The 23,402-nt window shown below is 70.2% G+C and carries 25 protein-coding genes, 3 pseudogenes and 1 riboswitch; of the genes and pseudogenes, 16 read left to right on the plus strand and 12 right to left on the minus strand.

The window, feature by feature from the left end:
* Nucleotides 1–6: 6 nt before the first annotated feature.
* Entirely contained in the window at nt 7–1,338 is a 1,332-nt protein-coding gene (locus tag A9O67_RS02450) for a methyl-accepting chemotaxis protein (RefSeq protein ID WP_068607035.1), read from the minus strand.
* A gap of 40 nt (nt 1,339–1,378) precedes the next feature.
* Nucleotides 1,379–1,879, minus strand: a complete 501-nt coding sequence (locus A9O67_RS02455; RefSeq protein ID WP_068607037.1) for a chemotaxis protein CheW — start codon at nt 1,877–1,879, stop codon at nt 1,379–1,381.
* Nucleotides 1,880–2,074: 195 nt separating this feature from the next.
* On the opposite strand from A9O67_RS02455, the gene A9O67_RS02460 reads away from it, so the two are divergent.
* Nucleotides 2,075–2,518 carry a hypothetical protein gene (locus A9O67_RS02460; protein ID WP_068607039.1) on the plus strand — a complete coding sequence of 148 codons (444 nt, stop codon included), beginning with the start codon at nt 2,075–2,077 and terminating at the stop codon, nt 2,516–2,518.
* Here A9O67_RS02460 and A9O67_RS02465 read toward each other — a convergent pair.
* Nucleotides 2,499–3,044: an adenine phosphoribosyltransferase gene (locus tag A9O67_RS02465; protein ID WP_068607041.1), complete on the minus strand. Its 546-nt coding sequence runs from the start codon at nt 3,042–3,044 to the stop codon at nt 2,499–2,501. The genes A9O67_RS02460 and A9O67_RS02465 overlap by 20 nt on opposite strands.
* A 10-nt stretch (nt 3,045–3,054) precedes the next feature.
* Nucleotides 3,055–5,040, minus strand: coding sequence for a cation:proton antiporter (locus A9O67_RS02470; protein ID WP_068607043.1), 1,986 nt, complete (start codon nt 5,038–5,040; stop codon nt 3,055–3,057).
* Nucleotides 5,041–5,091: 51 nt separating this feature from the next.
* Between A9O67_RS02470 and A9O67_RS02475 the strand changes: the two genes are divergently transcribed.
* The 3 genes from A9O67_RS02475 to lptC are packed head-to-tail and all read left to right on the plus strand — an operon-like array spanning nt 5,092 to nt 7,306.
* Entirely contained in the window at nt 5,092–6,099 is a 1,008-nt protein-coding gene (locus A9O67_RS02475) for a KpsF/GutQ family sugar-phosphate isomerase (RefSeq protein WP_068607045.1), read from the plus strand.
* A complete protein-coding gene (locus tag A9O67_RS02480) occupies nt 6,099–6,647 on the plus strand; it encodes a KdsC family phosphatase (RefSeq protein WP_068607047.1) in 549 nt (182 codons plus the stop codon). The genes A9O67_RS02475 and A9O67_RS02480 overlap by 1 nt, the downstream gene beginning before the upstream one ends.
* A complete protein-coding gene (gene lptC, locus A9O67_RS02485) occupies nt 6,644–7,306 on the plus strand; it encodes an LPS export ABC transporter periplasmic protein LptC (RefSeq protein WP_068607048.1) in 663 nt (220 codons plus the stop codon). Before A9O67_RS02480 ends, lptC begins: the two co-directional genes overlap by 4 nt.
* Here lptC and A9O67_RS02490 read toward each other — a convergent pair.
* Nucleotides 7,300–7,677: an RNA recognition motif domain-containing protein gene (locus A9O67_RS02490; protein WP_068607050.1), complete on the minus strand. Its 378-nt coding sequence runs from the start codon at nt 7,675–7,677 to the stop codon at nt 7,300–7,302. The two genes, lptC and A9O67_RS02490, sit on opposite strands and share 7 nt — an antisense overlap.
* Nucleotides 7,678–7,937: 260 nt before the next feature.
* A riboswitch (SAM riboswitch) is annotated at nt 7,938–8,014 on the plus strand.
* Between the two features lie 48 nt (nt 8,015–8,062).
* Here A9O67_RS02490 and metX point away from each other — a divergent pair.
* Together metX and metW are read left to right on the plus strand one after the other, a co-directional pair.
* Nucleotides 8,063–9,268: a homoserine O-succinyltransferase MetX gene (metX, locus tag A9O67_RS02495; protein ID WP_156682229.1), complete on the plus strand. Its 1,206-nt coding sequence runs from the start codon at nt 8,063–8,065 to the stop codon at nt 9,266–9,268.
* Nucleotides 9,265–9,849 carry a methionine biosynthesis protein MetW gene (gene metW / locus A9O67_RS02500; RefSeq protein WP_068607053.1) on the plus strand — a complete coding sequence of 195 codons (585 nt, stop codon included), beginning with the start codon at nt 9,265–9,267 and terminating at the stop codon, nt 9,847–9,849. The genes metX and metW overlap by 4 nt, the downstream gene beginning before the upstream one ends.
* 31 nt (nt 9,850–9,880) lie before the next feature.
* Here metW and A9O67_RS02505 read toward each other — a convergent pair whose 3' ends face one another.
* Nucleotides 9,881–11,284, minus strand: coding sequence for an aspartate aminotransferase family protein (locus tag A9O67_RS02505; RefSeq protein ID WP_082955296.1), 1,404 nt, complete (start codon nt 11,282–11,284; stop codon nt 9,881–9,883).
* A gap of 44 nt (nt 11,285–11,328) precedes the next feature.
* On the opposite strand from A9O67_RS02505, the gene A9O67_RS02510 reads away from it, so the two are divergent.
* The 10 genes from A9O67_RS02510 (at nt 11,329) to cobA (ending at nt 18,710) form a co-directional block, all read left to right on the plus strand.
* The gene (locus tag A9O67_RS02510) at nt 11,329–11,781 is read left to right on the plus strand and encodes a sirohydrochlorin chelatase (protein WP_082955300.1); all 453 of its coding nucleotides are present in this window, start codon (nt 11,329–11,331) and stop codon (nt 11,779–11,781) included.
* An 81-nt stretch (nt 11,782–11,862) separates the two neighbouring features.
* Nucleotides 11,863–12,153 carry a nucleotidyltransferase family protein gene (locus A9O67_RS02515; protein ID WP_068607055.1) on the plus strand — a complete coding sequence of 97 codons (291 nt, stop codon included), beginning with the start codon at nt 11,863–11,865 and terminating at the stop codon, nt 12,151–12,153.
* A complete protein-coding gene (locus A9O67_RS13505; protein ID WP_197484404.1) occupies nt 12,146–12,310 on the plus strand; it encodes a hypothetical protein in 165 nt (54 codons plus the stop codon). Before A9O67_RS02515 ends, A9O67_RS13505 begins: the two co-directional genes overlap by 8 nt.
* Complete coding sequence (locus A9O67_RS13510; RefSeq protein WP_197484405.1) at nt 12,292–12,522, plus strand: HepT-like ribonuclease domain-containing protein; 231 nt, start codon at nt 12,292–12,294, stop codon at nt 12,520–12,522. The genes A9O67_RS13505 and A9O67_RS13510 overlap by 19 nt, the downstream gene beginning before the upstream one ends.
* Nucleotides 12,523–12,628: 106 nt before the next feature.
* Nucleotides 12,629–14,392, plus strand: a complete 1,764-nt coding sequence (locus A9O67_RS02525) for a nitrite/sulfite reductase (protein ID WP_068607057.1) — start codon at nt 12,629–12,631, stop codon at nt 14,390–14,392.
* Nucleotides 14,393–14,402: 10 nt separating this feature from the next.
* Nucleotides 14,403–14,888: a DUF934 domain-containing protein gene (locus A9O67_RS02530; RefSeq protein WP_143968794.1), complete on the plus strand. Its 486-nt coding sequence runs from the start codon at nt 14,403–14,405 to the stop codon at nt 14,886–14,888.
* Nucleotides 14,881–15,687: a phosphoadenylyl-sulfate reductase gene (locus A9O67_RS02535; RefSeq protein WP_068607059.1), complete on the plus strand. Its 807-nt coding sequence runs from the start codon at nt 14,881–14,883 to the stop codon at nt 15,685–15,687. Before A9O67_RS02530 ends, A9O67_RS02535 begins: the two co-directional genes overlap by 8 nt.
* Nucleotides 15,684–16,643, plus strand: a complete 960-nt coding sequence (gene cysD, locus A9O67_RS02540) for a sulfate adenylyltransferase subunit CysD (protein WP_068607061.1) — start codon at nt 15,684–15,686, stop codon at nt 16,641–16,643. Before A9O67_RS02535 ends, cysD begins: the two co-directional genes overlap by 4 nt.
* On the plus strand, nt 16,643–17,935 hold the full coding sequence (locus A9O67_RS02545) for a sulfate adenylyltransferase subunit 1 (protein WP_068607063.1): 1,293 nt from the start codon (nt 16,643–16,645) through the stop codon (nt 17,933–17,935). The genes cysD and A9O67_RS02545 overlap by 1 nt, the downstream gene beginning before the upstream one ends.
* A gap of 1 nt (nt 17,936) precedes the next feature.
* Nucleotides 17,937–18,710 carry a uroporphyrinogen-III C-methyltransferase gene (gene cobA / locus A9O67_RS02550; protein ID WP_058616755.1) on the plus strand — a complete coding sequence of 258 codons (774 nt, stop codon included), beginning with the start codon at nt 17,937–17,939 and terminating at the stop codon, nt 18,708–18,710.
* Here cobA and A9O67_RS02555 read toward each other — a convergent pair.
* The 6 genes and pseudogenes from A9O67_RS02555 to cysW form a co-directional block, all read right to left on the minus strand.
* A pseudogene (locus A9O67_RS02555) lies at nt 18,656–18,985 on the minus strand (AMP-binding enzyme); the annotation flags it as partial. The gene cobA and the pseudogene A9O67_RS02555 overlap by 55 nt on opposite strands.
* A gap of 18 nt (nt 18,986–19,003) precedes the next feature.
* Entirely contained in the window at nt 19,004–20,251 is a 1,248-nt protein-coding gene (locus tag A9O67_RS02560; protein WP_068607067.1) for an RNA-guided endonuclease InsQ/TnpB family protein, read from the minus strand.
* A gap of 139 nt (nt 20,252–20,390) precedes the next feature.
* Nucleotides 20,391–20,870 (minus strand): annotated as a pseudogene (locus tag A9O67_RS02565) (AMP-binding protein); the annotation flags it as partial.
* 190 nt (nt 20,871–21,060) lie between these two features.
* Nucleotides 21,061–21,219 (minus strand): annotated as a pseudogene (locus A9O67_RS13675) (long-chain fatty acid--CoA ligase); the annotation flags it as partial.
* A 102-nt stretch (nt 21,220–21,321) separates the two neighbouring features.
* Complete coding sequence (locus tag A9O67_RS02570) at nt 21,322–22,425, minus strand: sulfate/molybdate ABC transporter ATP-binding protein (protein ID WP_058616758.1); 1,104 nt, start codon at nt 22,423–22,425, stop codon at nt 21,322–21,324.
* On the minus strand, nt 22,422–23,402 hold the full coding sequence (gene cysW, locus A9O67_RS02575) for a sulfate ABC transporter permease subunit CysW (protein WP_068607071.1): 981 nt from the start codon (nt 23,400–23,402) through the stop codon (nt 22,422–22,424). The genes A9O67_RS02570 and cysW overlap by 4 nt, the downstream gene beginning before the upstream one ends.

The raw sequence follows: 23,402 nt of genomic DNA on the forward strand, positions 1-23,402 counted from the left end.
TTTGGGTTACGCCGCCCGCGGCGAGCGACGCCGCTCCGGCCCGTGGTAGCTGGACGGGTCGCCATGCCCGCGCACCTGCGCCGGCACCAGCGGCGCGTGCTCGCCCGCCATCCCCGGCAGACGGAACACCGCGACCATCTGCGCCATGCGCTCGGCCTGCGCACGCACATGGGTGGCGGTGTCGGTGCTGTGCGCCACCAGCGCCGTGTTCTGCTGCGTCATCTGGTCCACCTCGGCCACGGCCGCATTGATCTGGGACAAGCCCTGCGCCTGCTGCTGGGTGGCGGCGGTGATCTCGCGGATGAAGGCGGAGACCCGCTCGGCGTTGGCGACGATGTCGCGGATGGTGGCCCCGGCCGCATGCACCTGGGCCGTGCCCGTCCCCACCTGCACCACGCTGGCCTCGATGAGCGTCTTGATCTCCTTGGCAGCCTGGGCGCTGCGCTGGGCCAGTTGGCGCACCTCGCCCGCCACGACGGCAAAACCGCGGCCGGCCTCGCCGGCGCGCGCGGCCTCGACCGCCGCATTGAGCGCCAGGATGTTGGTCTGGAAGGCAATGCCGTCGATGACGCCGATGATGTCGGCGATCTTGCGGCTGGCGGCCTGGATGCCGTCCATCGTCGCCACCACTTGGCCGACGGCCTCGCCGCCGCGCTCGGCCACCTCGGCGTTGCGTCGCGCCAGTTCGATCGCGGCCTGCGCGGCCTCGCTGCTGGCGGCCACATGGCGGGTCAGCTCGTCGATGCTGGTGGCGGTCTGGCGCAGGTGCTCGGCGGTTTGCTCGGTGCGCTGGGCCAGGTCCTGGCTGCCGCTGGCCACCGATTCGGCCGTGGCCCGCATGCGCTCGGCGGTGGCGTGGACTTCGCCCACGGTGCGCGCGAGCGACGCCTGCATATCGGCAAGGCTGCGCATCAGTTCGGCCAGTTCGTCGCGTCCGCCGGTGTCGGCGCGGGTGGTCAGGTCACCGCGGGCAATGGCCACCGCCAGCGCCTGCGCCTCGTGCACCGGGTGCACGATGCTGCGCATGTTCATCCAGGTGGTGGGCGCGACGATGGCCATCGCCACCACGAGCGCCGCCGCCAGCGCCCACAGCGACTGCGCACGGATCTGCTCGCCGTGCTCGGTCAGCTCGATCATTTGCTGCGCGAAGGCCTCGTTGCCGCCATTGCCAGCCGCAATCCAGGCCAGCGTGAGAGCCTCATGCTGGGCGATCTGCATGTGGTGCACCGCCCACACCCCCACTCCGGCGAGGGCCAACATCAACACCAGCACCACAGCGATCGCAGCCAACATGCGCACGCGCACGCTGTACGCGCGTATCCAGTCGCTTGTGCTCATGCCCGTTTCCTTTCCGCGTCGATGCAACGGCGTGGCACCGTCAAACGTCGATCAGCCCCATGTCGGGGCTGCCCATCAGAGCTTCGATGTCCATCAAGATCAGCATGCGCTCGCCGACGCTGGCAATACCGGTGATGAACGCCGTGTCCACGGTGGACGACGCCATTTCGGGCGCGGAGCGGATCTGGTCGCGCGCCAGTTCCAGCACATCCGACACCGAATCGACCACTGCGCCAACCACCCGCCCCTTGACATTGAGCACGATGACCACCGTCAGGCCGTTGTACTCGACCTTCTCGCAGCCGAGCTTGATGCGCAGGTCCACCACCGGCACGATCACGCCGCGCAGGTTGACGACCCCCAGGATGTGCGAGGGCGAGTTGGCGATGCGGGTGGGGTTTTCGTAGGAGCGGATCTCCTGCACGCGCAGGATGTCGATGCCGTACTCCTCCGCCCCGAGCCGGAAGGTCAGAAACTCGGCACTCGCGCGGCCGTGGGCGGCATCGGAATGGGCGGCGGTCGAGGTGGCAACAGCGCTCATGGTGACTCCTCTTGGGCAGGGGGACCGGACGGACCGACCCGCCAACGGCGGGCGGCACAAAACCAATGGATGCAGAGTATCGGCCAAAACGCCCGCGCGGAAAGCGCAAAACAGGCCGCAAAGTCGGCTAAAGCGACGCAGACGCGCCAAAAGTGGCCAAAATGTCAGCCGTTGCCCGCCTTGCCCTACGCCTCCATGTCGCCGTCACCGCCCAACCCCAGCCGCTCGCCCGCCCCCGCCGGCTGGCTGGCGCGGTGGCGGCGCTGGTGGGGCTTGGCGCCGCGCGAGGCATCGGCCCACGACGCCGCGCGGCCCAGCCCGCGGCGGCGCCAGCGCGAGCGGGTGGCGCTGCTGGTGCGCGAGATCATGATCCGCCACGGGGTGCTGTCCAGCCGCTACCGCGTGCGCGTGCTGTCGCTGGACCGCGAGGGCCTGCAGCACCTGGTGCTGGTCGACTGGTTGCCGCACCGGGTGGGCCTGGCGGCCGGGCCCGTGCCCGAGGCCGCGCGGCTGGAAGCGGAAGTCCAGACCGAGGCGCGGCAAACCCTGGGGCTGGAGGTGCGCGCCGTGTACTGGCGCGGCAACCCGCAGCCGGGCGGCCGCCCACCCCGTGGCCAGATCAATGGCCCTCGAAGCTGACCAGCGTAAACAGGGGCAAGCCGGCCTCTTGCAGGCGCTGCAGGCCACCCAGCTCGGGCAGGGCCACGATGGCCGCGCCCTCGGTCACGGTGGCGCCCAGCTTTTCCAGCAGTTTTTTGCCGGCCATCATGGTGCCGCCGGTGGCGATCAGGTCGTCGATCAGCAGCACGCGGTCGCCGGGCTTGACCGCGTCGGTGTGCAGCTCGACGGTGGCGCTGCCGTACTCCAGCTCGTAGGTCTCTTCCACCGTCGTGAAGGGCAGCTTGCCTTTTTTGCGGATGGGCACGAAGCCGATCCCCAGCTCATAGGCGACCACCGAACCGATGATGAAACCGCGCGCATCCAGCCCCGCCACCACATCGGGCCGCTTGTCGCGGTCCATGTAGCGGTGGATGAAGGTGTCGATCAGCACCCGAAACACCTTGGGGTCCTGCAGCAGCGGCGTGATGTCGCGAAACTGCACGCCGGGCGCAGGCCAGTCGGGCACGGTGCGGATGTGGGCTTTGAGGTAGGCGGCGGTGTCCATAGGGGCGCGATTATCCGGCCAGCAGCTTGCCTTCGGCCAGCGCCAGTGCTTCCGGAGCGCCGTACAGCACCACGGCATCGCCGCCGTGCAGGCGCAGCTCGTCGGTGGGGTCCTCGTGTCGGCCGCCGGCGCGGCGCACGCCCACCACCCGCACGCCGACCGCGTGCAGGGCCAGCTCGCCCAGGGTGCGCCCGACGGTCGGTCCCGCAGGGGGCAGCACCACCGTGGTCAGGCGCTCTTGGTGGGGCTCGTCGGTGGCGTCGTCGTCGGCCCCGTGGAAATAGCCGCGCAGCAATTGATAGCGCGCCTCGCGCTGTTGCTGGACCAGCCGCACCACGCGGCGCAGCGGCACGCCCACCAATGCCAGCGCATGGCTGGCCAGCATCAGACTGGCTTCCAGCGCTTCGGGCACGACCTCGGTGGCGCCGGCGGCCTGCAGGCGGGCCAGATCGGCATCGTCCACGGTGCGCACCACCACCGGCACGGCCGGGGCGTGTTCGCGCACATGGTGCAGCACCTTCAGCGCGCTGGGGGTGTCCAGATAGGTGACGACCACGGCACTGGCCCGCGCCAGCCCGGCAGCCATCAGGGACTGCAGGCGCGCCGCGTCGCCAAACACGACGGAATGCCCCGCCGCCGCCGCCTGCCGCACCCGGTCGGGGTCCAGGTCCAGCGCCATGTAGGGCATGCGCTCGCCCTCCAGCAGGCGGGCCAGGTTTTGCCCGCAGCGGCCGTAGCCGCAAATGATGACGTGCTTGTCGGCGGCGATCGCCTTGCGCGCGATCTGCGTCATCTGCACCGATTGCATGAGCCAGTCGCTGCCGACCAGCCGCGCCACGATGGCGTTGCTGTGCTGGATGATAAAGGGCGTCAGCAGCATCGAAATGACCATGGACGCCAGCGTCGGGTTGAACAGTGCCGGGGGCACCAGGCCGTTCTGGTTGGCCAGCTGCAGCAGCACCAGGCCGAATTCGCCCGCCTGCATCAGATACAGCCCCACGCGCAGCGAGGTCCCCATCGGCGCGCCGAACGCCCGGGCCAACGCCGTGATCAGCGCCACCTTGAAGGTCAGCGACAGGGTCAGCAGCAGCAACACCAACGGCCAGCGCTCGAGCACCAGGCGCCAGTCCAGCATCATGCCGATGGTGATGAAAAACAGCCCCAGCAACACGTCGTGGAAGGGGCGGATGTCCGACTCCACCTGGTGCTTGTACTCCGTCTCGGCGATCAGCATGCCGGCCACGAACGCCCCCAGCGCCAACGACAGCCCCGCATGCTCGGTCAGCCAGGCCAGCCCCAGCGTGACGAGCAGCAGGTTGAGCATGAACAGCTCCTGGCTCTTGCGCCGCGCGACCAGCGTCAGCCACCAGCGCATCACCCGCTGGCCGCCGGTGAGCAGCACGGTCAGCAGCACCGCCGCCTTGGCCAGCGCCAGCAGCAGCGCGCCGGCCAGGTTCTCGCTGTCGGCGCCCAGCGCCGGGATCAGCACCAGCAGCGGCACCACCGCCAGATCCTGGAACAGCAGGATGCCGACCACGCGCTGGCCGTGCTCGGACTCCAGCTCCAGCCGGTCGGCCATCAGCTTGACGACGATGGCGGTGCTGCTCATCGCCATGACGCCGCCCATGGCCAGCGCCATCTGCCACTCCAGCTTCCACCACTGCGGCAGCCACCACCCCAGCGCCAGCGACGCCAGGGTGGTCAGCAGCACCGTCACCACCACCTGCGCCGTCCCCAGCCCAAACACATAGCGCTTCATGGCGCGCAGCTTGGGCAGGCTGAACTCCAGACCGATGGCGAACATCAGGAACACCACGCCAAACTCGGCCAGGTAGCGCAGACCAGCGGAGTTTTGCGCCAAGGCCAGCGCGTGCGGACCGATCAGCACACCGACCGCCAGGTAGCCGATCATCGCCGGCAGCCGCAGGGTTCGGCAGACCACGACACCCAGCACGGCAGCCAGCAGATACAGCAGCGCGATGTCCAGCGAGTTCATCCCGTCGATCTTACGGCGGCGCGGGCGATGGCCTTGCCGGATAATCCCCACATGACGCCGTCCCCCGCCACCCATCCCGCGCCCGATGCCGATGCGCTGCTGGCCCTCGCGCGCGAGGCGCTGGACACCGAAATCCAGGGTCTGCAGGCGATGGCCGACCGGCTGGACACCCGATTTGTGCAGGCGGTGCACACGGTGCTGGCCTGCCGCGGGCGAGTGGTGGTCACCGGCATGGGCAAAAGCGGGCACGTCGGCCGCAAAATCGCCGCGACGCTGGCCTCCACCGGCACGCCCGCCCTGTTCATGCACCCGGCCGAGGCCAGCCACGGCGACCTGGGCATGATCACGCCGGCCGACGTGGTCCTGGCCATCAGCAACTCCGGCGAGAGCGAGGAGCTGACCGCCATCCTGCCGCTGATCAAGCGCATGGGGGTGCCGCTGCTGGCGATGACGGGGCGGGCCGACTCCAGCCTGGGCCGGCATGCCGATGTGATGCTGGACACGGGGGTGGCGCGCGAGGCCTGCCCCCATAACCTGGCCCCGACCGCCAGCACCACGGCGCAGATGGCCATGGGCGACGCACTGGCGGTGGCGCTGCTGAGCGCACGCGGCTTTCAGCCCGACGACTTTGCCCGCTCGCACCCCGGCGGCGCGCTCGGCCGCCGTCTGCTGACACTGGTGCGCGACGTGATGCGCCCGCTGGAGGCGACACCACAGGTGCCCCCCACCGCCACACTGATCGAGACCATGCGCGCCATGAGCGCAGGCGGCCTGGGCGCGGCGGCGGTGGTGGACGACGCGGGTGCGGCCATCGGCATCTTCACCGACGGCGATTTGCGACGGCTGATCGAACGGCGCGAGAGCGCCGACCTGCGCCAGCTGACCGCCGGCGAAGTCATGCACCCGCAGCCGCGCACCGTGCGGCCCCAGATGCTGGCCGTGGAGGCGGCCGACCTCATGGAAACGCACCGCATCACCAGCGTGCTCGTGGTCGACGACGGCGGGCGGCTGGTGGGTGCCCTCAACCACCACGACCTGATGCGCGCCAAGGTGATCTGATGACCCCGCCTGCGCTGAACTTTCCCCCCGAAACGCTGCTGCGGGCGCAGGACGTGCGCGTCGCCTTCTTCGACGTGGACGGTGTGCTCACCGACGGCGGGCTCTACTTCGGGCCCGATGGCGAGGCGCTCAAGCGCTTTTCCAGCCTGGACGGCCATGGGCTGAAACTGCTGCGCCGCGCGGGCATCGAGCCCGCCGTCGTCACCGGGCGCGACTCGGCCGCCCTGCGCAACCGCCTGCAGGCACTCGGTGTGCAGCATGTGCGTTACGGCACGGAGGACAAGCGGCCGGCCGCCGAGGCCATTCTGCATGCCCTGGGCCTGGACTGGTCGCAGGCCGCCGCCATGGGCGACGACTGGCCCGATCTGCCCGTGCTGCGCCGCTGCGCGTTCGCCGTGGCCCCGCCATCCGCGCACGCCGAGGTGCGGGCCTGTGTGCACCACATCACCCAGGCCGCGGCGGGCTATGGCGCGGCGCGGGAGTTTTGCGACCTGCTGCTGGTGGCGTCGGGCCGCTACGCCAGCCTGCTGGCCGAGGCGTCGGCGTGAACCCCATCCCCGCCGCCCCGCCGTCCCCGGCCACCCCGCGCTGGCACGGGCTGTGGGAGCGGCTGTCGCTGTACCTGCCGGTGCTGCTGATGGGGGTACTGGCCCTGGTGACCTACGGGATCGTCCAACGCATCCCGGGGCCAGCCGCTGCACCGGATACGCCGCTGGCGGAAGGCCAGCCCGACTACCGCCTTGAGGGCTTCATCCTGCGCCGCTACGAGGCCGATGGCCGCCTGGGATCGGTGCTGACCGGTGCGGTGCTGGAGCATTTTCCGGCCAACGGCCTGCTGCGGGTGCAGGACGCCACGCTGGAGCGCATCGACCACGCGGGGCAAATGCGGCTGCTGGCGCGCGCCCGCGAGCTGCGCACCGACGACGCGCGCACCACCTACCACCTGCGCGGCGACGTGCGCCTGGTGCGCGAGGCCTGGCCGGAGGGGGAACGCAAAAATGCCACGCCGCGCCTGACCTTGGAAGGCCAGACCCTGACGTGGCATGACGATCGGCGGTTGCTCGAATCGGATCAGCCGGTTCGGATGACCCGCGGCGCGGACACGCTCATCGGCAACCGCCTGTGGTACGACGAGCGCAACGGCATCGCCGACCTGCAGGGGCAGGTGCGCGCCACGCTGGTGGCACGCCCAGCGCGGAATCAGTAACCGCCGCGGTCGTCGCGCCGACGGCCGGTGCCGTACGGGCTGCGGAACTGGCCTTCGCCGCCGCCGAAGCCGCCGCCATCACGGCGACCGCCGCCAAAGCCACCGCTGCGCGGGGGACGCGCCTCCATCGGGCGCGCCTCATTAACCACCAGATCGCGGCCGCCCATGGACTGGCCGTTCATGCCGGAGATGGCGGCCTGCGCCTCGGCATCGGTGCCCATCTCGACGAAACCGAAACCCTTGGAGCGGCCGGTATCGCGCTCCATCATGACCTTGGCGCTGGACACTTGGCCAAACGCGCTGAATGCCTGCTCGAGATCGCCATCGCGCACCGAATACGGAAGATTGCCGACGTACAACTTGTTGCCCATCTGAGGGACTCCTGAAAACACACGAAACAAAGGGTAGCGATGGAGCCCCGACGGCACACAAGAGAACTGCAGCACGCGAAACCGACCGATCACCAAGACGCAAGCGTCGCGGACACTTGCAACGCCCATTATGCGCGCTCGCCGCGATATGCGCCCGTTTTTTCGACGATCGGCCCGATAAAGCGCGTCAGCGATGCGTCAGAACAACACTTGGCCCGGGCCGCCACGCGCCCGCATGGGCGGGATGCAGCGCTTGTATACTTTCCGCCAGCGCCGATTTGAGTCCCGCTTGCGGGCGCGTAACAAATACCGCTAAAGAGGAAGACGTGGCCATCGGCCAAGTCCGGCAAGCCCTCGATCACGGCGCGGCTACAGGATCGATACCGTGATCGTCACTCCCCAGCGTCATGCCTTCGACACACCCCTGCCCTTGCGCGGGGGCGGTGTGCTGCCTGCCTTCGAGCTGGTCTACGAGACCTACGGCCAGCTCAACGCCGCGCGCGACAACGCGGTGCTGATCTGCCACGCGCTCAACGCCAGCCACCACGTCGCCGGCCTGCACGCCGACGAACGTGGGCAGCCCATCCCCAAGAGCGAGGGCTGGTGGCACAACATGATCGGCCCCGGCAAGCCGGTGGACACGCGCCGCTTCTTCGTCATCGGCGTCAACAACGTCGGCTCGTGCTTCGGCTCCACCGGGCCGACGCACGTCAACCCCGCCACCGGCCAGCCGTGGGGCGCGGACTTCCCCGTCGTAACGGTGGAGGACTGGGTCGAGGCGCAGGCGCGGCTGCTGGACGCGCTCGGCATCGAGCGGCTGGCCGCCGTGATGGGCGGCAGCCTGGGCGGCATGCAGGCGCTGAGCTGGACGCTGCAGTATCCGCAGCGTGTACGCCACGCGGTCGTCATCGCCAGCGCCCCCAACCTGACGGCGGAAAACATCGCCTTCAACGAGGTGGCGCGCCGCGCCATCGTCAGCGACCCGGACTTCCACGGCGGGCACTACCTGCGCCACGGCACCAAGCCGCGCCGGGGGCTGCGCATCGCGCGCATGATCGGCCACATCACCTACCTGAGCGACGACGTGATGAACGAGAAGTTCGGCCGCCGCCTGCGCCCGCTGGCCGAGGCGCTGCGCGCCGGCGACGCGGAGGCCGCCGAGCGGCTGGCCTACCGCTACACGACGCAGGACATCGAGTTCGAGATCGAAAGCTACCTGCGCCACCAGGGCGACAAGTTCAGCGAGTACTTCGACGCCAACACCTACCTGCTGATCACGCGCGCACTGGACTACTTCGACCCGGCGCGCGAGTTCGACGGCGACCTGTCGGCGGCGCTGGCGCGCGCCCAGGCCGACTTCCTGCTCGTGTCCTTCAGCACCGACTGGCGCTTCGCGCCGGCGCGCAGCCGCGAGATCGTCAAGGCGCTGCTGGACAACCGCCGCGCCGTCAGCTACGCCGAGATCGACGCGCCGCACGGGCACGACGCCTTCCTGCTCGACGACGCGCGCTACCACGCCGCCGTGCGCGCCTACTTCGAGCACCGCGTCGGCGCCGGTCTGCAGCCGCCCACCACCGGAGGTGCCGCATGAGCGACCGCCAGATCCAGCAACTCATCGCGGGCCTGGTGCCGCACGGCGCGCGCGTGCTCGACCTCGGCTGCGGCGACGGCGCGCTGCTGGCGCACCTGCGCGAGGCGCGCGGCTGCCACGGCTACGGCATCGAGCTGGACGACGCGCAGGTGCTCGCGTGCTTGAAGCGCGGGCTGGACGTGCTGCAGTTCAACCTCGAGGAAGGGTTGTCGATGTTCGCCGATGGCAGCTTCGACGTCGTGTTGCAGATCGACACGCTGCCGCACCTGCGCAACGCCGAGACGATGCTGCGCGAGACCGCGCGCGTGGGCCGCAGCGCCATCGTCGCCTTCCCCAACTTCGCGCACTGGCCGAATCGCCTGCGCGTGCTGGCCGGGCGCATGCCGGTGACCAAGCGGCTGCCGTACCAGTGGTACGACACGCCCAACATCCGCGTCGGCACGTTCGCGGACTTCGAGGTGCTGGCGCAGCGCCTGGGCCTGCACATCGAAGATGCGTTTGGGCTGGAGAACGGGCGCGAGGTCCGCTCCCTGCCCAATCTGCTGGCCAGCACCGCGGTGTTCAAGCTGACCAAACGCTGAGGCCGCGGCCCGGCACGGGTCGCACCACCGGTCAGGCGACCTCGCGGATCGTCTCGCCCAGCGCATCCACCAGCCGGTGGATCTCGGCCTCGGTGCTGATGAAGGGCGGCGCCAGTTGGATCGTGTCCCCGCCGTAGCGCACGTAAAAGCCCTTGGCCCACATGCGCATCGCGATCTCGAACGGGCGTTTGAGCGGCTCGCCCGGCACCGACGCAAAGGTCAGCCCGGCCGCCAGCCCGTAGTTGCGAATGTCGATCAGGTGCGGGCTGGCGCCGCGCAGGCCGTGCACCGCCACCTCGAGCACCGGGGCCAGCGCGCGCACGCGGGCAATGGCGTCGTCCTGCTCCAGCAGCCGCATCGACGCCAGCCCCGCCGCGCACGCCACCGGGTGCGCGGAGTAGGTGTAGCCGTGCGGAAACTCCAGCGCATACTCGGGGCCGCCCGCGGCCATGAAGGTGTCGTAGATCTCTTGCCGCACCACGACGCCGCCCAAGGGCTGCACGCCATTGGTCACCTGCTTGGCAAAGTTCAGGATGTCGGGCGTGACGCCAAAGGCCTCGGCCCCCGTCCAGGCGCCGCTGCGACCAAAGCCGCTGATCACCTCGTCGAAGATGAGCAGGATGTCGTGCGCGGTGCAAATCTCGCGCAGGCGCTGCAGATAGCCCACCGGCGGGATGACCACGCCGGCCGAGCCGGAAAACGGCTCGACGATGACGGCGGCAATCGTCGATGCGTCGTGCAGCGCGATCAGGTCCAGCAGATGGTCGGCCAGATGCTGGGCATAGGCGGCATCCGCCGGGGGCTGGCCGCGGTAAAAGCCCCCAGCCGGCGGCTGCGTGTGGGGCAGATGGTCCGCCTCCACGCCCTGGCCGAACAGCTTGCGGTTGCCCACGATGCCCCCGACCGAAATGCCGCCGAAGTTAACCCCGTGGTAGCCCTTGGCGCGGCCGATCAGGCGCGTCTTGCTGGCCTGCCCCTTGGCCCGCCAGTAGGCGCGCGCCATCTTGAGCGAGGTGTCCGCCGACTCCGACCCCGACCCGGTAAAAAACACGCGGTTAAGGCCTGCCGGCATGCGCTCGACGATGCGGTTGGCCAGCTCGAACGACAGCGGATGGCCAAACTGGAACGCGGGCGAATAGTCCAGCGTCGCGACCTGGCGGCTGACGGCCTCGACGATCTCGCGCCGGCCATGGCCGAGCCCCGTGCACCACAGGCCCGACAGGCCATCGAAGATGCGGCGCCCGTCGGCATCGATCAAGTAGGCGCCTTCGGCGGCGACCACGAGGCGCGGATCGGCCTTGAACTGCCGGTTGCCCGTGAACGGCATCCAGTGCGCGGCCATCCAGTCGGCGCCGCCGGGCGCGACCTCGGCGCTGGTGGGCGTAAACGCCCCGGCCGTGGGGGCGACGATGTGCGAGCGGTCCGACAGATCCATGGCAACGGTCCTTTTTTTACGCGGATCGTGCCATTATGCGCGCCATGCACGCAGTCAAGGAGCCACCCGCCGCCCCGCCGGGCGGGCCACCCCGCCCCGAGGTGGGGCTGATTCTGTTCGCCCACGGCGCACGCGATCCGGCCTGGGCCGGCCCGTTCGAGCGCGTGGCGGCGGCCGTGCGCGCCGCGCGGCCGGAGCTGGCGGTGTCGCTGGCGTTCCTGGAGTTCATGGCGCCGGACTTGCCCGCTGCCGGCGCCGCCCTGGCGGCAGCCGGCTGCCGCCAGGTGACGGTGCTGCCCCTGTTTTTGGGCGCGGGCGGCCACGTCCGCAAGGATTTGCCCCACCTCCTGGAAGGATTGCGCACGCGGCACCCGGCGGTGCAGTGGCACCTGGCGCCGGCCATCGGCGAGGACGCGCGGCTGGTGGAGGCGATCGCGGGGATTGCGGTGGCGATGGCCTCCCCGTTTTCGGACCGGAATCGAGGGTTGGGACGATAGACTGGAAATTTGGCGCGGCGCTTTCCCGCATCGGGCCCTGCGGGCGCGAAAAGCGCCAGGCGTCGCTGGAGGTGTCAGCACATGGATCGAGAAACGACGACCCGCAAACTGGCGCAGGCCAAGCCGGAGCTGCAACGGCGCTTTGGCATCACCCGGCTGGCCCTGTTCGGCTCCACGGCACGCGACCAGGCCCGAGCCGACAGCGATGTGGATGTGCTGGTGGCGTTCGATGGACCGGCCAGCGCGGAGCGCTTCTTCGGCGTGCAGTTTTACCTGGAGGATGCCTTGGCTTGCCCTATCGATCTGGTCACGGAAAAGGCGCTGCGCCCGGAATTGCGGCCTTACATCGAACGGGAGTTGGTGGATGTCTGAGCGCGAGCGGTCCTGGCACTTTTACCTCGACGGCATGATCGGCTTTGCCGAAAAGGTGCTCGACTACACCGATGGACTGGACCAGGCATCCTTCGAGGCGAGCGGCCTCAGGCGAGCGGCCTCATTTACGACGCGACCTTGCGCAACCTGGAGCTGATCGGCGAAGCGGCCACGCACATCCCCGAAGCGGTGCGGGCGGCCCACACCGAGATCCCATGGCGGATGATCGTCGCCACCCGCAACCGACTGATCCACGGTTACCTCGGAATCGACAACGACATCGTCTGGAGCCTGGTCCGCGAGCAAGTCCCTCATCTTCTGACGGCATTGCGGGCCTTGAAGCAGACCATCACGGGGTCTGCGCCTTGACGCGCTTGGTATATGAACATCAGTTATAGATATCAAACGATCTTTTCGTTGGTTTTTTCATAACTAGAATGGAGAATCCCGGGCATCGATAACTTGATGCCCTGCGATGTACCGGTACTCCGACTTCGACCGACGCTTCATCCGCCAGCGCGCCGCCCAGTTCCGCGATCAGTTGCGGCGGCACCTGGCCGGGCAGCTCAGCGCCGACGACTTTCGGCCGCTGCGGCTGCAAAACGGCTGGTATGTGCAGCGCCACGCGCCCATGCTGCGCGTGGCCATCCCCTATGGCGAACTGAGCAGCCGCCAGTTGCGCACCCTGGCGCGCGTGGCGCGCGAGTTCGACCGCGTGACCGACGGGCCGCAGGCCGGTCAGGGCGGTTTCGGCCACTTCACCACGCGGCAGAACATCCAGTTCAACTGGATCCCGCTGGCCCGCGCGGCCGATGTGATGGATGTGCTGGCCGAGGCGGATCTGCACGGCATCCAGACCAGTGGCAACTGCATCCGCAACATCACCACCGATGCGCTGGCCGGCATCGCCCCGGACGAGGTCGTGGACCCCCGCCCCTATTGCGAGCTGCTGCGCCAGTGGAGCACGCTGCACCCGGAATTCGCCTTCCTGCCGCGCAAGTTCAAGATCGCCGTGACGGGCGCGGCGGACGACCGCGCGGCCATCGCCTGGCACGACATCGGCCTGCAACTGCGCCGCGACGCCCACGGCGCGGTGGGCTTTCGCGTGCTGGCGGGCGGCGGCATGGGGCGCACGCCGCTTATCGCGCCGGAGCTGCGCGCCTTTGTGCCGTGGCAGGACATCGTGCTGTATCTGGAAGCGATCCTGCGCGTGTACAACCTGTTCGGGCGACGCGACAACCTCTACAAAGCCCGGCTGAAGATTCTGGTGAAGGCCGAGGGTCAGCGCTTCGTGGACGCGGTGGAGGCCGAATACCGCGCGCTGCGGGACGACGATGCGCTGGGCGCGCAGCTGCGTCTGACACCAGCCGCCCTGGCGGAGGTGCAGGCGCGCTTCGCCCCCCCGCCGGGTTGGGCGGCTGAAGCCCCACCAACCGCCCCATCGGCCCCCTCGTCGGCCGCCGCTGCGCCGACCGAAGCGGCCGCGGCGCTGCCGCCCGCCTACCGGCGTTGGCGCGAGCGCCATGTGCAGGCGCACCGGCTGCCCGGGCTGTGCGCTGTGACGCTCACGCTCAAGCGCGCCGGACAGCCGCCGGGCGATGCCAGTGCCGACCAGCTCGACGCAGCCGCCGATCTGGCGGACCGTTTCAGCGCCGGCGAGGCGCGCGTGACGCACGAACAAAATCTGCTGCTGCCCTGGGTGCGCGAGGCCGATCTGCCCGCGCTGTGGCAGGCCGCGCAGGCGGTGGGCTTGGGGGCATCCAACCACGGCCTGCTGACCGATCTGATCGCCTGCCCGGGCGGCGATCTGTGCAGTCTGGCCAACGCGCGCACCTTGCCCATCGCAGCGGCCGTGCTCGAGCGCTACCAGGACCCGGACGAGCTGGAAGCCATCGGCGAGCTGGCGCTGCACATCAGCGGCTGCATGAACTCCTGCGGACACCACCACAGCGGGCACATCGGCATCCTGGGCGTGGACAAGGACGGCAGCGAGTGGTACCAGCTCACGCTGGGCGGCTCCGACGGACAGACGCGTCACGGCCCGGCGCGCGCCGGCCGGGTGGTCGGCCCCGCCTTTGCCGCCGACGAGATCGTCGATGCCCTGGACGCCGTGGTCGCAACCTACCTGGAGCAGCGCGCACCGGGCGAACGCTTCCTGGACACGCTCACCCGGCTGGGGCTGGAGCCTTTCCGCACCGCCACCGATGCCGTGCGCCACACGACCGCCGTTCCCGCCTGAGCCCGCCGCCATGACGACCCTGCACTTTATCGATCCCCACGCGGACCTGTGGCGCCCCGCACCGGACGAGGCGGCGCCCCGCCCGGCCGCCGGCCTGTTGCTCCGGCACGACCAGTGGCGTGCCGTGCGCGCCGGCTGGCCGGCCGAAGTCCCGGTCGGTGTGACCTGGCCCAACGACGCGGACATCGCCGAGCTGGTGGATGACCTGCCCCGACTGGAGCTGATCGCGCTGACCTTTCCCAAATGGACCGACGGCCGGGCCTACAGCCAGGCCCGGCTGCTGCGCGGTCGCTGGCGCTGGCGCGGCCAAATCCGCGCCGTGGGCGACGTCATCCCCGACATGGCGCCGCTGCTGTGGCGCAGCGGCTTCGACACCGCGGTGCTGCGCCCGGGCGAATCGACGGCAGTCGCACAGCAAGCGCTGCAGGCCTTCGACGGCCACTATCAACCCGACACCCGCCGCACACGCACGGCACCGGAGCGCGCCCATGGCTGAACCCCTGTCGCTGCGGATCGACATACCGCCCGTCGAGCCGGGCCGGGCCATCGCGCTGTACGCCCGCGAGACGCCCGGCCATGCGCAGCGCGTGGCCGCCACGGTGCAGCGCCTGCGCGAGGCCGCCGCCGCCCATGCCGGCCGCATCGTGCTGGCCACCAGCCTGGGGGCGGAGGACATGGTGCTGACGGATCTGATCGCCCGCCACGGTCTGCCCATCGCCGTGGCCACGCTGGACACCGGGCGCCTGCACCCCGAGACGCGGGCGCTGATCGACCGGCTGCAGGCGCACTATGGTCTGGCGGTCGAGGTCTTCCGGCCGGACCCGGCGGCGGTGGACGCCTTCGAGCGCGAACACGGCATGGACGCCATGTACCGCAGCCGCGAGCTGCGCCATGCGTGCTGCGCGCTGCGCAAGCTGGCCCCGCTGGAGCGGCTGCTGGCGGGGCGCGAGGCCTGGATCACCGGCCTGCGGCGCGAGCAGTCCGCCACCCGCGCCGACGTGCCGCTGCAGGCGCGGGATGCGCAGGGTCGCCTCAAGCTCAATCCGCTGGCCGACTGGTCGTGGGCCGACGTGTGGCACCACATCGCCCGCCACGGGGTGCCCTACAACCCGCTGCACGACGCCTTCATGCCCAGCATCGGTTGCGCGCCCTGCACGCGCCCCATCGCCGTCGGCGAGGACTTTCGCGCCGGCCGCTGGTGGTGGGAACACGACGACACCCGCGAATGCGGCCTGCACGTCGAGCGCCACCCCTTGCCCAACACCCCTGGATCCCCTGCCCCAAGCCCCGTATGAACGCCCCTGTCACCCCCCACCATCTGCTGCCCGACATCGACTGGCGTCACCTCGACGCGCTGGAGGAAGAGGGCATCTACCTGCTGCGCGAAGCCGTGGCCGCGTTCGAGCGCCCGGCGCTGTTGTTCTCGGGCGGCAAGGACTCGTGCGTCGTGCTGCATCTGGCGCGCAAGGCCTTCCAACAGCGCCGCCCCGACGGCGGCTGGAGCGGGCGGCTGCCGCTGCCGCTGCTGCACGTGGACACCGGGCACAACTTCCCGGAGGTGATCGCCTTTCGCGACGAGCTGGTGCAACGCCACGGCGACACACTGATCGTCGGCGCGGTGGAGGACTCGATCGCGCGCGGCACGGTGCGGCTGGCCGATCCCCTGGCCTCGCGCAATGCGCACCAGAGCGTCACGCTGCTGGAGGCGATCGAGGCGCACCGCTTCGACGTGCTGATCGGCGGGGCCCGCCGCGACGAGGAGAAAGCCCGTGCCAAGGAGCGCATCTTCAGCCACCGCGACGCCTTCGGCCAATGGCAGCCCAAGGCCCAGCGGCCGGAGCTGTGGACGCTGTTCAACACCCGGCTGCAGCCGGGCGAGCACATGCGGGCCTTCCCGATCAGCAACTGGACCGAGCTGGATGTGTGGGCCTACATCGCGCGCGAGCGCATCGCGCTGCCGACGCTGTACTGGGCACACGAACGCGCCGTGGTGCGCCGCCAGGGGCTGCTGGTGCCGGTGACGCCGGTCACGCCGCCGCGCGCGGGCGAGACCGTCGAGACCGTGCGCGTGCGCTTTCGCACCGTGGGCGACATGACCTGCACCTGCCCGGTGGAGAGCACGGCCGACAGCGCCGAGGCCATCGTGGCCGAGACGCTGCGCGCCGACGTCAGCGAACGCGGCGCCACCCGGGTGGACGACCGCACCAGTGACGCCGCGATGGAGCGGCGCAAGCGCGAGGGCTACTTCTGATGAACGACACGATCACCCCCCAACGGGCGGCGGCCCGCCACGCGGCGCTGCGCTTTCTGACCGCCGGCAGCGTGGACGACGGCAAGAGCACGCTGATCGGCCGGCTGCTCTACGACAGCCGGGCGCTGCTGACCGACCAGGTGGAGGCGCTGCGTCGGCACAGCCGCGGCAGCGGTGCGCTGGACCTGTCGCTGCTCACCGACGGCCTGGAGGCCGAGCGCGAGCAGGGCATCACCATCGACGTGGCTTACCGCTACTTCGCCACGCCGCGGCGCAAATTCATCATCGCCGATGCGCCGGGGCACGAGCAGTACACCCGCAACATGGTCACCGCCGCTGCGGGCAGCCACGCCGCCGTGGTGCTGGTGGATGTGACCAAGCTCGACCTGAGCCGCCGCCCCGTGACGCTGCTGCCCCAGACCCGGCGCCATGCGCTGCTGGCGCACCGGCTGGGCGTGCCGCACCTGGTGTTCGCCGTCAACAAGATCGATGCCGTGCCGGACGCCGGGGCCGCCTACGCGGCCGTGCGCCAGGCGCTCGAGGCCTTTGCCCGGCGGGCCGGGCTGGAGCCGGCCGGCATCGTGCCGGTATCGGCCCTGCGCGGGGACAATGTGACCGCGCCGCTGGATGCCGACTGGTACGACGGCCCGCCGCTGCTGGCGCTGCTGGAATCGCTGCCCGTGCTGCAACCGGACGGGGACGCGCCCTGGCGGCTGCCGGTGCAATGGGTGGCCCGCGGTGGGGACGGCACCGGTCACCAGCCGCGCATCTGCTGGGGCCGTCTGGCCACCGGCACGGTGCGCCCCGGCGATGCGGTGGCGGTCTTTCCCTCCGGCGAGACGGCGCGCGTGGCGCAGGTGTTGCACCACGCCGGTCAGCCCCTGGCCGCGGGCGACGCCGGCCAATCGGTCGGCCTGGTGCTGGACCGCGCGATCGACGTCTCGCGCGGCGACTGGCTGGCGGCCCCCGGTGCACTGGAGGGGCGCCGCCGCTTCGCCGCCACCCTGGCCTGGCTGGACCCCGAACCCGCCCTGGTGGGGCGGCGCTACTGGCTGCGCCACGGCCACCGCTGGGTGCAAGGGCGCCTCGTCGCCATCGAACACCGGCTGGACATCGATACGCTGGAACCGGTCGAGGCCCAGCACCTGGGCGTCAACGACCTGGGGCGGGTGGTGGTGGAAACCGCCGAGCCGCTGCCGTTGACGGCGTTCAGCGGCTCGACCGAGGGCGGTGCCCTGATCGTCGTCGATCCGGCCACGCACCGCACCAGCGGCGCCCTGCTGGTGGACTGACATGGGGACGATTGCCTTCATCGGCGCCGGCCCCGGCGCGGCCGATCTAATCACCGTGCGCGGCGCGCGCCTGCTGGCCGAGGCCGAGGTGGTGCTGGCGGACGCCCTGACCGACCCCGCCTTGCGGGCCTTGGCCCCGCAGGCCCACTGGATCGACGTCGGCAAGCGCGGCTTTGGCCGCGCCACGGAACAGACGGTGATTCACGCCCTGCTGCTGCACCATGCGGCCACCGGCGCGCGGGTGGTGCGCCTCAAAGGCGGCGACCCCAGCGTTTTCGGCCGGCTGGAAGAGGAACTGGCCGCCGTGCGCGCCGCCGGCCACGAGGCCGTGGTGGTGCCCGGCGTTACCGCCGCCCTGGCCGCCGCGGCCGATGCGCAGCAACCGCTAACCCGGCGCGGGCACGGCCGCAGCGTCGCCTTGACCACGGCCATGACGCGCGAACACGACCTGCAAGCCGGTCGCCACGCGGACACGGAGGTGTTCTACATGGCCGGCAAGCAGTTGCCTGGCCTGGCGCGGCAGTTGGCGGCCGCTGGCTGGCCGGCGACCACGCCGGTCAGTGTGGTCTCGCGCGCCGGCTGGCCGGATGCCATCCACTCCCAGCACACACTCGATACGCTGGCACAGGCCAGCGTGCTGCACAGCGGACGTCCGACGGTGGTGTGGATCGGTGCCGGGGCCCGGGCGCTGCCCGCCGCACCCGCCCCGGCGGAGCGCCCTCAGGCAGACGCGGACAAGCGCGCACGCAGCTCGGTCTTGAGGACCTTGCCGTAGTGGTTTTTGGGCAGGGCGTCGAGGAACACATAGCGCTTGGGCCGCTTGAAGCGCGCGATGTGCGCCAGGCAGTGCGCATCCAGCGCTTCGGCGCTGGGGGCCGCGCCGGGCTGCGCGACGACGAAGGCCACCACCACCTCACCCCACTCCGGGTCGGGCGCGCCGACCACGGCCACCTCGGCCACGCCCGGGGCGGTCAGCAGTACCTCCTCCACCTCGCGCGGGTAGATGTTGGAGCCGCCGCTGATGACCAGGTCCTTGCTGCGGTCCTTCAGCTTGACATCCTCCCCCGCCTAAAGTCGGGGGATTCCTACGGCGCTCACCCCGGCATCGAGCCGGAATGAGTCGCTTCGGTGGGTTCCTGCTGCTGGCGGCATTACCGCACCGCTCACTTCACAGGCGAACCGGGCGTGTCCCGCCCTGAGTATGTTGATCGCGCCGACCAGATCGGCGTTTTCCTCGAAACCGCATTCGACGCACAGAAACCGGGCCTGCGTCTGGCGGTTGTCCGCCGACACATGGCCGCAGGCCGGGCACGTCCGCGACGTGTTCTGCGGCGGCACGACGATGAGATGTCCGCCGGCCCATGCCAGCTTGTAGTCCAGTTGTCGGCGGAACTCGAACCAGCCTTGGTCGAGGATGGCTTTGTTCAGACCGGACTTGGCCCGAACATTCTTGCCCGGATTCTCGGTTGTGCCTGCCGCCGACCTGGACATGTTTCGCACCTGCAAGTCCTCGATGCACACCATCGCGTGGTTTTGGCTGATCGTGGTCGTGGCCTTGTGCAGGTAGTCGCGGCGGACGTCACCGATCCGGGCGTGAATCTTCTGGACGCGGGCTTTCGCCTTCTTCCAGTTGTTGCTGAACTTCGTTTTGCGGCTCATCGCCTGCTGCGCACGGCGCAAGCAGTCTTCGTGCCGCTTGAAACTGTTGAGCGGCGCGTAGAACGTGCCGTCTGAGAGCGTGGCAAAGCGTGTCACGCCCATGTCGATGCCCACGGCACTGGTGGCCTTGGGCACTGGGGCTTGAATTTCACGCTCTGTCTGGATCGACACGAACCATTTGCCGCCGCTGGCCGACACGGTGACGTTCTTCACCTCGCCCAGCACCTTCCGGCTGTTGCGGTAACGCAGCCAGCCGAGCTTGGGCAGGAAGATACGACTGTTGCCCTGATCGAGCTTGATCTGCTTCGGATCGGGGTAGCGGAAGCTGTCGTGTTGACCCTTCTTCTTGAAGCGCGGGAAGCCTGCCCGCTTGGCGAAGAAGTTGGCGTAAGCGCGCTCCAGATCCTTGAGCGTTTGTTGCAGCGGATGCACAGGCGCATCGGCCAGCCACGGCGTTTCAGGCCCATTGCGCCACTCGGTGAGCAGCTTGCACAGGCCGGCGTAACCGAGCTTCTTCTCACCGCGCTCGTAGCGTTCCTTCTGCAACGCCAGCGCCCTGTTGAAGACGAAGCGGCACGACCCGGCAAAGCGGCGCATCTGGCGCTGCTGTTCGCCGGTCGGCATCAGTTCGTATCTGAAGGCTTGCAGACGTTGCATGGGCGAAATGATACGCTTGGCCTATGGGACGCCTACGGCGTCCGCGCTATCCTTCCCCGGCCTGAAGGCCGAGGCTTGCCGCGCACCGGGTCAAAAAACCGTCCGCATCCAGCGCACCGACATCGCCGGTCCACAGCTACCCATCGCGCAGGGCGGCGGCGGTGGCCTCGGGGTTGCGCCAGTAGCCAGCCATCACGGTATCGCCGCGCACCAGCACCTCGCCGGCCTCGCCCAGCGGCAGGTCGCGCCCATGCGCATCCACCACGCGCACCTGCACCGGCGTCTGCGCCACCCCCACGGAGGCCAGCCGCTCGCGGTGGCGCGGGTGGCCGGTGTCGGTCAGGTGCCGCCGCGCCAGCGCGGTGATCACCATCGGTGATTCGCCCTGGCCGTAAATCTGCACGAAGCGCGGCCCCATCACGCGCAACGCGCGCTCGATATCGGCCAGGTACATCGGCGCGCCGCCATAGACGATGGCATCACCCGGATCGATCGGGTCCACGTCCGCAAAGTAGGTCAACCCCATCGTCATCAGGTTGCGCTGCGTCAGCATCACCCCTTTGGGACGGCCGGTGGTGCCACTGGTGTAGAACAGCCAGGCCAGGTCGTCGGGCGCGCGATCCAGCGGCGGGTACGCGCTCCAGTCCGGCAGCGGCGCCAGCAGGGCGTCGGCCTCGGCCGACTCGGCATCCACCTGCCGCTGCAGTCCGCGCAGCGGGGCAGGCGCCACGTCGGCGGTGACGAAGCCCCAGCGCGCCCCACAGGATCTCCAGGTAGCGCGGGTGGTTGCACATGAAGATCAGCACCCGTTCCCCCGGCTGCAGGCCCTGCTGGCGCAGGCGCTGCGCCAGCCCGGCGCAGCGAGCGGCCCACTGCGCATGGGTGGCCCAGCGATGGGGGCCATGGAAGATGGCGGGGCGGTCACCCGCCAGGCGGGCCTGCCGGACCAGCAGTTGCGCAAGGTGCATGGAATCTCCCGACGTAAAGCCACGACCTTAACGCCAGGCCCGCCCCACCTGCAACCCGAACAATCACGGCCCACGGCGGGAGGCCGTCGGTCAACCGATCCTTCAGGCCACGGTGTCGGCAGCCGTTTCCGCACGCAGGAACACGCGCGCCGTGCGGGGCGCCACGCGCACGGTGTCGCCCTCACGCAGGCCCAGGGCGGCCCAGCGTTCGGCCGGCACGTGGGCCTCCAGCACGGCAGGAACGGCACCACCGTCGGCTGGGGCCAGCGGCCGCAGTTCCAGCCGGGCCAGTGGGCCCACCACCAGGACGCGCTCCAGGCGCGCCGGCAGGCCTGTGCCATCGGCCAGCGGCGCGACGTCCAGCTCGTGCGGGCGCACATAGGCCAGGGCCTGGGCGTCGCGCGCGTCGGCATGTTCGGGCAGGTCCAGCGTCACACCGTCGCCCAGGTGCACCAGGCCCTCATGGACACGGCCGTGGAACAGGTTGACATCGCCCAGGAAGCCCACCACAAACGGACTGGCCGGCTGCTCCCAGACCTGCTGCGGGCTGCCCACCTGCTCGATGCGGCCGTGGTTCATCAGCACCACGCGGTCGGCCACCTCCAGCGCCTCCTCCTGGTCGTGGGTGACAAAGATGCTGGTCACGTGCAGCTCGTCGTGCAGGCGGCGCAGCCAGCGGCGCAGCTCCTTGCGCACCTTGGCGTCCAGGGCGCCAAACGGTTCGTCCAGCAGCAGCACCTTGGGCTCCACCGCCAGCGCGCGCGCCAGGGCGATGCGCTGGCGCTGTCCGCCCGAGAGCTGCGCCGGGTAGCGGTCGGCCAGCCAGTCCAGCTGCACCAGCTGCAACAGCGACATCACCTGGTCGCGAATCTGGCGCTCGGACGGGCGCTGGCCACGCGGCTTCATGCGCAGGCCGAAGGCCACGTTGTCGAACACCGACATGTGGCGGAACAGTGCGTAGTGCTGGAACACGAAGCCGACGTTGCGCTCGCGCACGTGGCGGTCGGTGGCGTCCTCGCCTTCGAAGCGGATGGCGCCGGCGTCGGGCGACTCCAGCCCGGCGATGATGCGCAGCAGCGTCGTCTTGCCGCAGCCCGACGGCCCCAGCAGGGCGACGAGCTCGCCCGAGTCGATGTGCAGGTTGACGTCGTCGAGCGCGACGAAATGACCGAAACGCTTGCTGATGCGCTGGACCTCGATGCTCATGCGCGGACTCCGGAAAGCGGGGAGGAAACGGGGAGCGCAGCGGCCCTGGTGGCGGGACGCCAGGCGTCGCCTGCGGTCTGCGGCCCGGCGCTGGGCCGCTCGGGCGGCAGCTCGGCCAGCGCGCGCCACTCGCGCTGCATGCGCCACTCGGCCACGGTCTTGATGACCAGCGTGACGAGCGCCAGCAGGGCCAGCAGCGACGCCACGGCGAAGGCCGCCACCGACTGGTACTCGTTGTAGAGAATCTCCACGTGCAGCGGAATGGTGTTGGTCAGCCCGCGGATGTGGCCGGAGACGACCGACACCGCGCCGAACTCGCCCATGGCGCGCGCGTTGCACAGGATGACACCGTACAGCAGGCCCCAGCGGATGTTGGGCAGCGTGACGTGCCAGAAGGTCTGCCAGCCGCTGGCGCCCAGCACCAGGGCCGCCTGCTCCTCCTCGTTGCCCTGCGCCTGCATCAGGGGGATCAGCTCGCGCGCGACGAAGGGGAAGGTCACGAACACGGTGGCCAGCACGATGCCGGGCACGGCGAAGATGATCTGGATACCATGCGAGGCCAGCCACGGCCCCAGCCAGCCCTGGGCGCCGAACACCAGCACATAGATCAGCCCCGCCACCACCGGCGAGACCGAGAACGGCAGGTCGATCAGCGTGGTCAACAGGGCCTTGCCGCGGAACTCGAACTTGGCGATCGCCCACGCCGCGGCGACGCCGAACACCAGGTTGAGCGGGACCGCAATCGCAGCCGTCAGCAGCGTCAGCCGCACGGCAGCCCAGGCGTCGGGCTCCTGCAAGGCGCTCCAGTAGGCATCCCAGCCCTTGCGCAGCGCCTCGGCAAACACGGCCAGCAGCGGCAGCACCAGGAACAGGGCCATGAAGCCCAGCGCCAGCACCGTCAGCGTCCAGCGCACCCAGGGCGCCTCGGTGGTCTGGGGGCCGCGCGCCCCGACGCGAGTGGAGGTCGGGATTCCCAT

It is taken from the genome of Tepidimonas fonticaldi (assembly GCF_001675355.1).
Lineage (GTDB): Bacteria > Pseudomonadota > Gammaproteobacteria > Burkholderiales > Burkholderiaceae_C > Tepidimonas > Tepidimonas fonticaldi.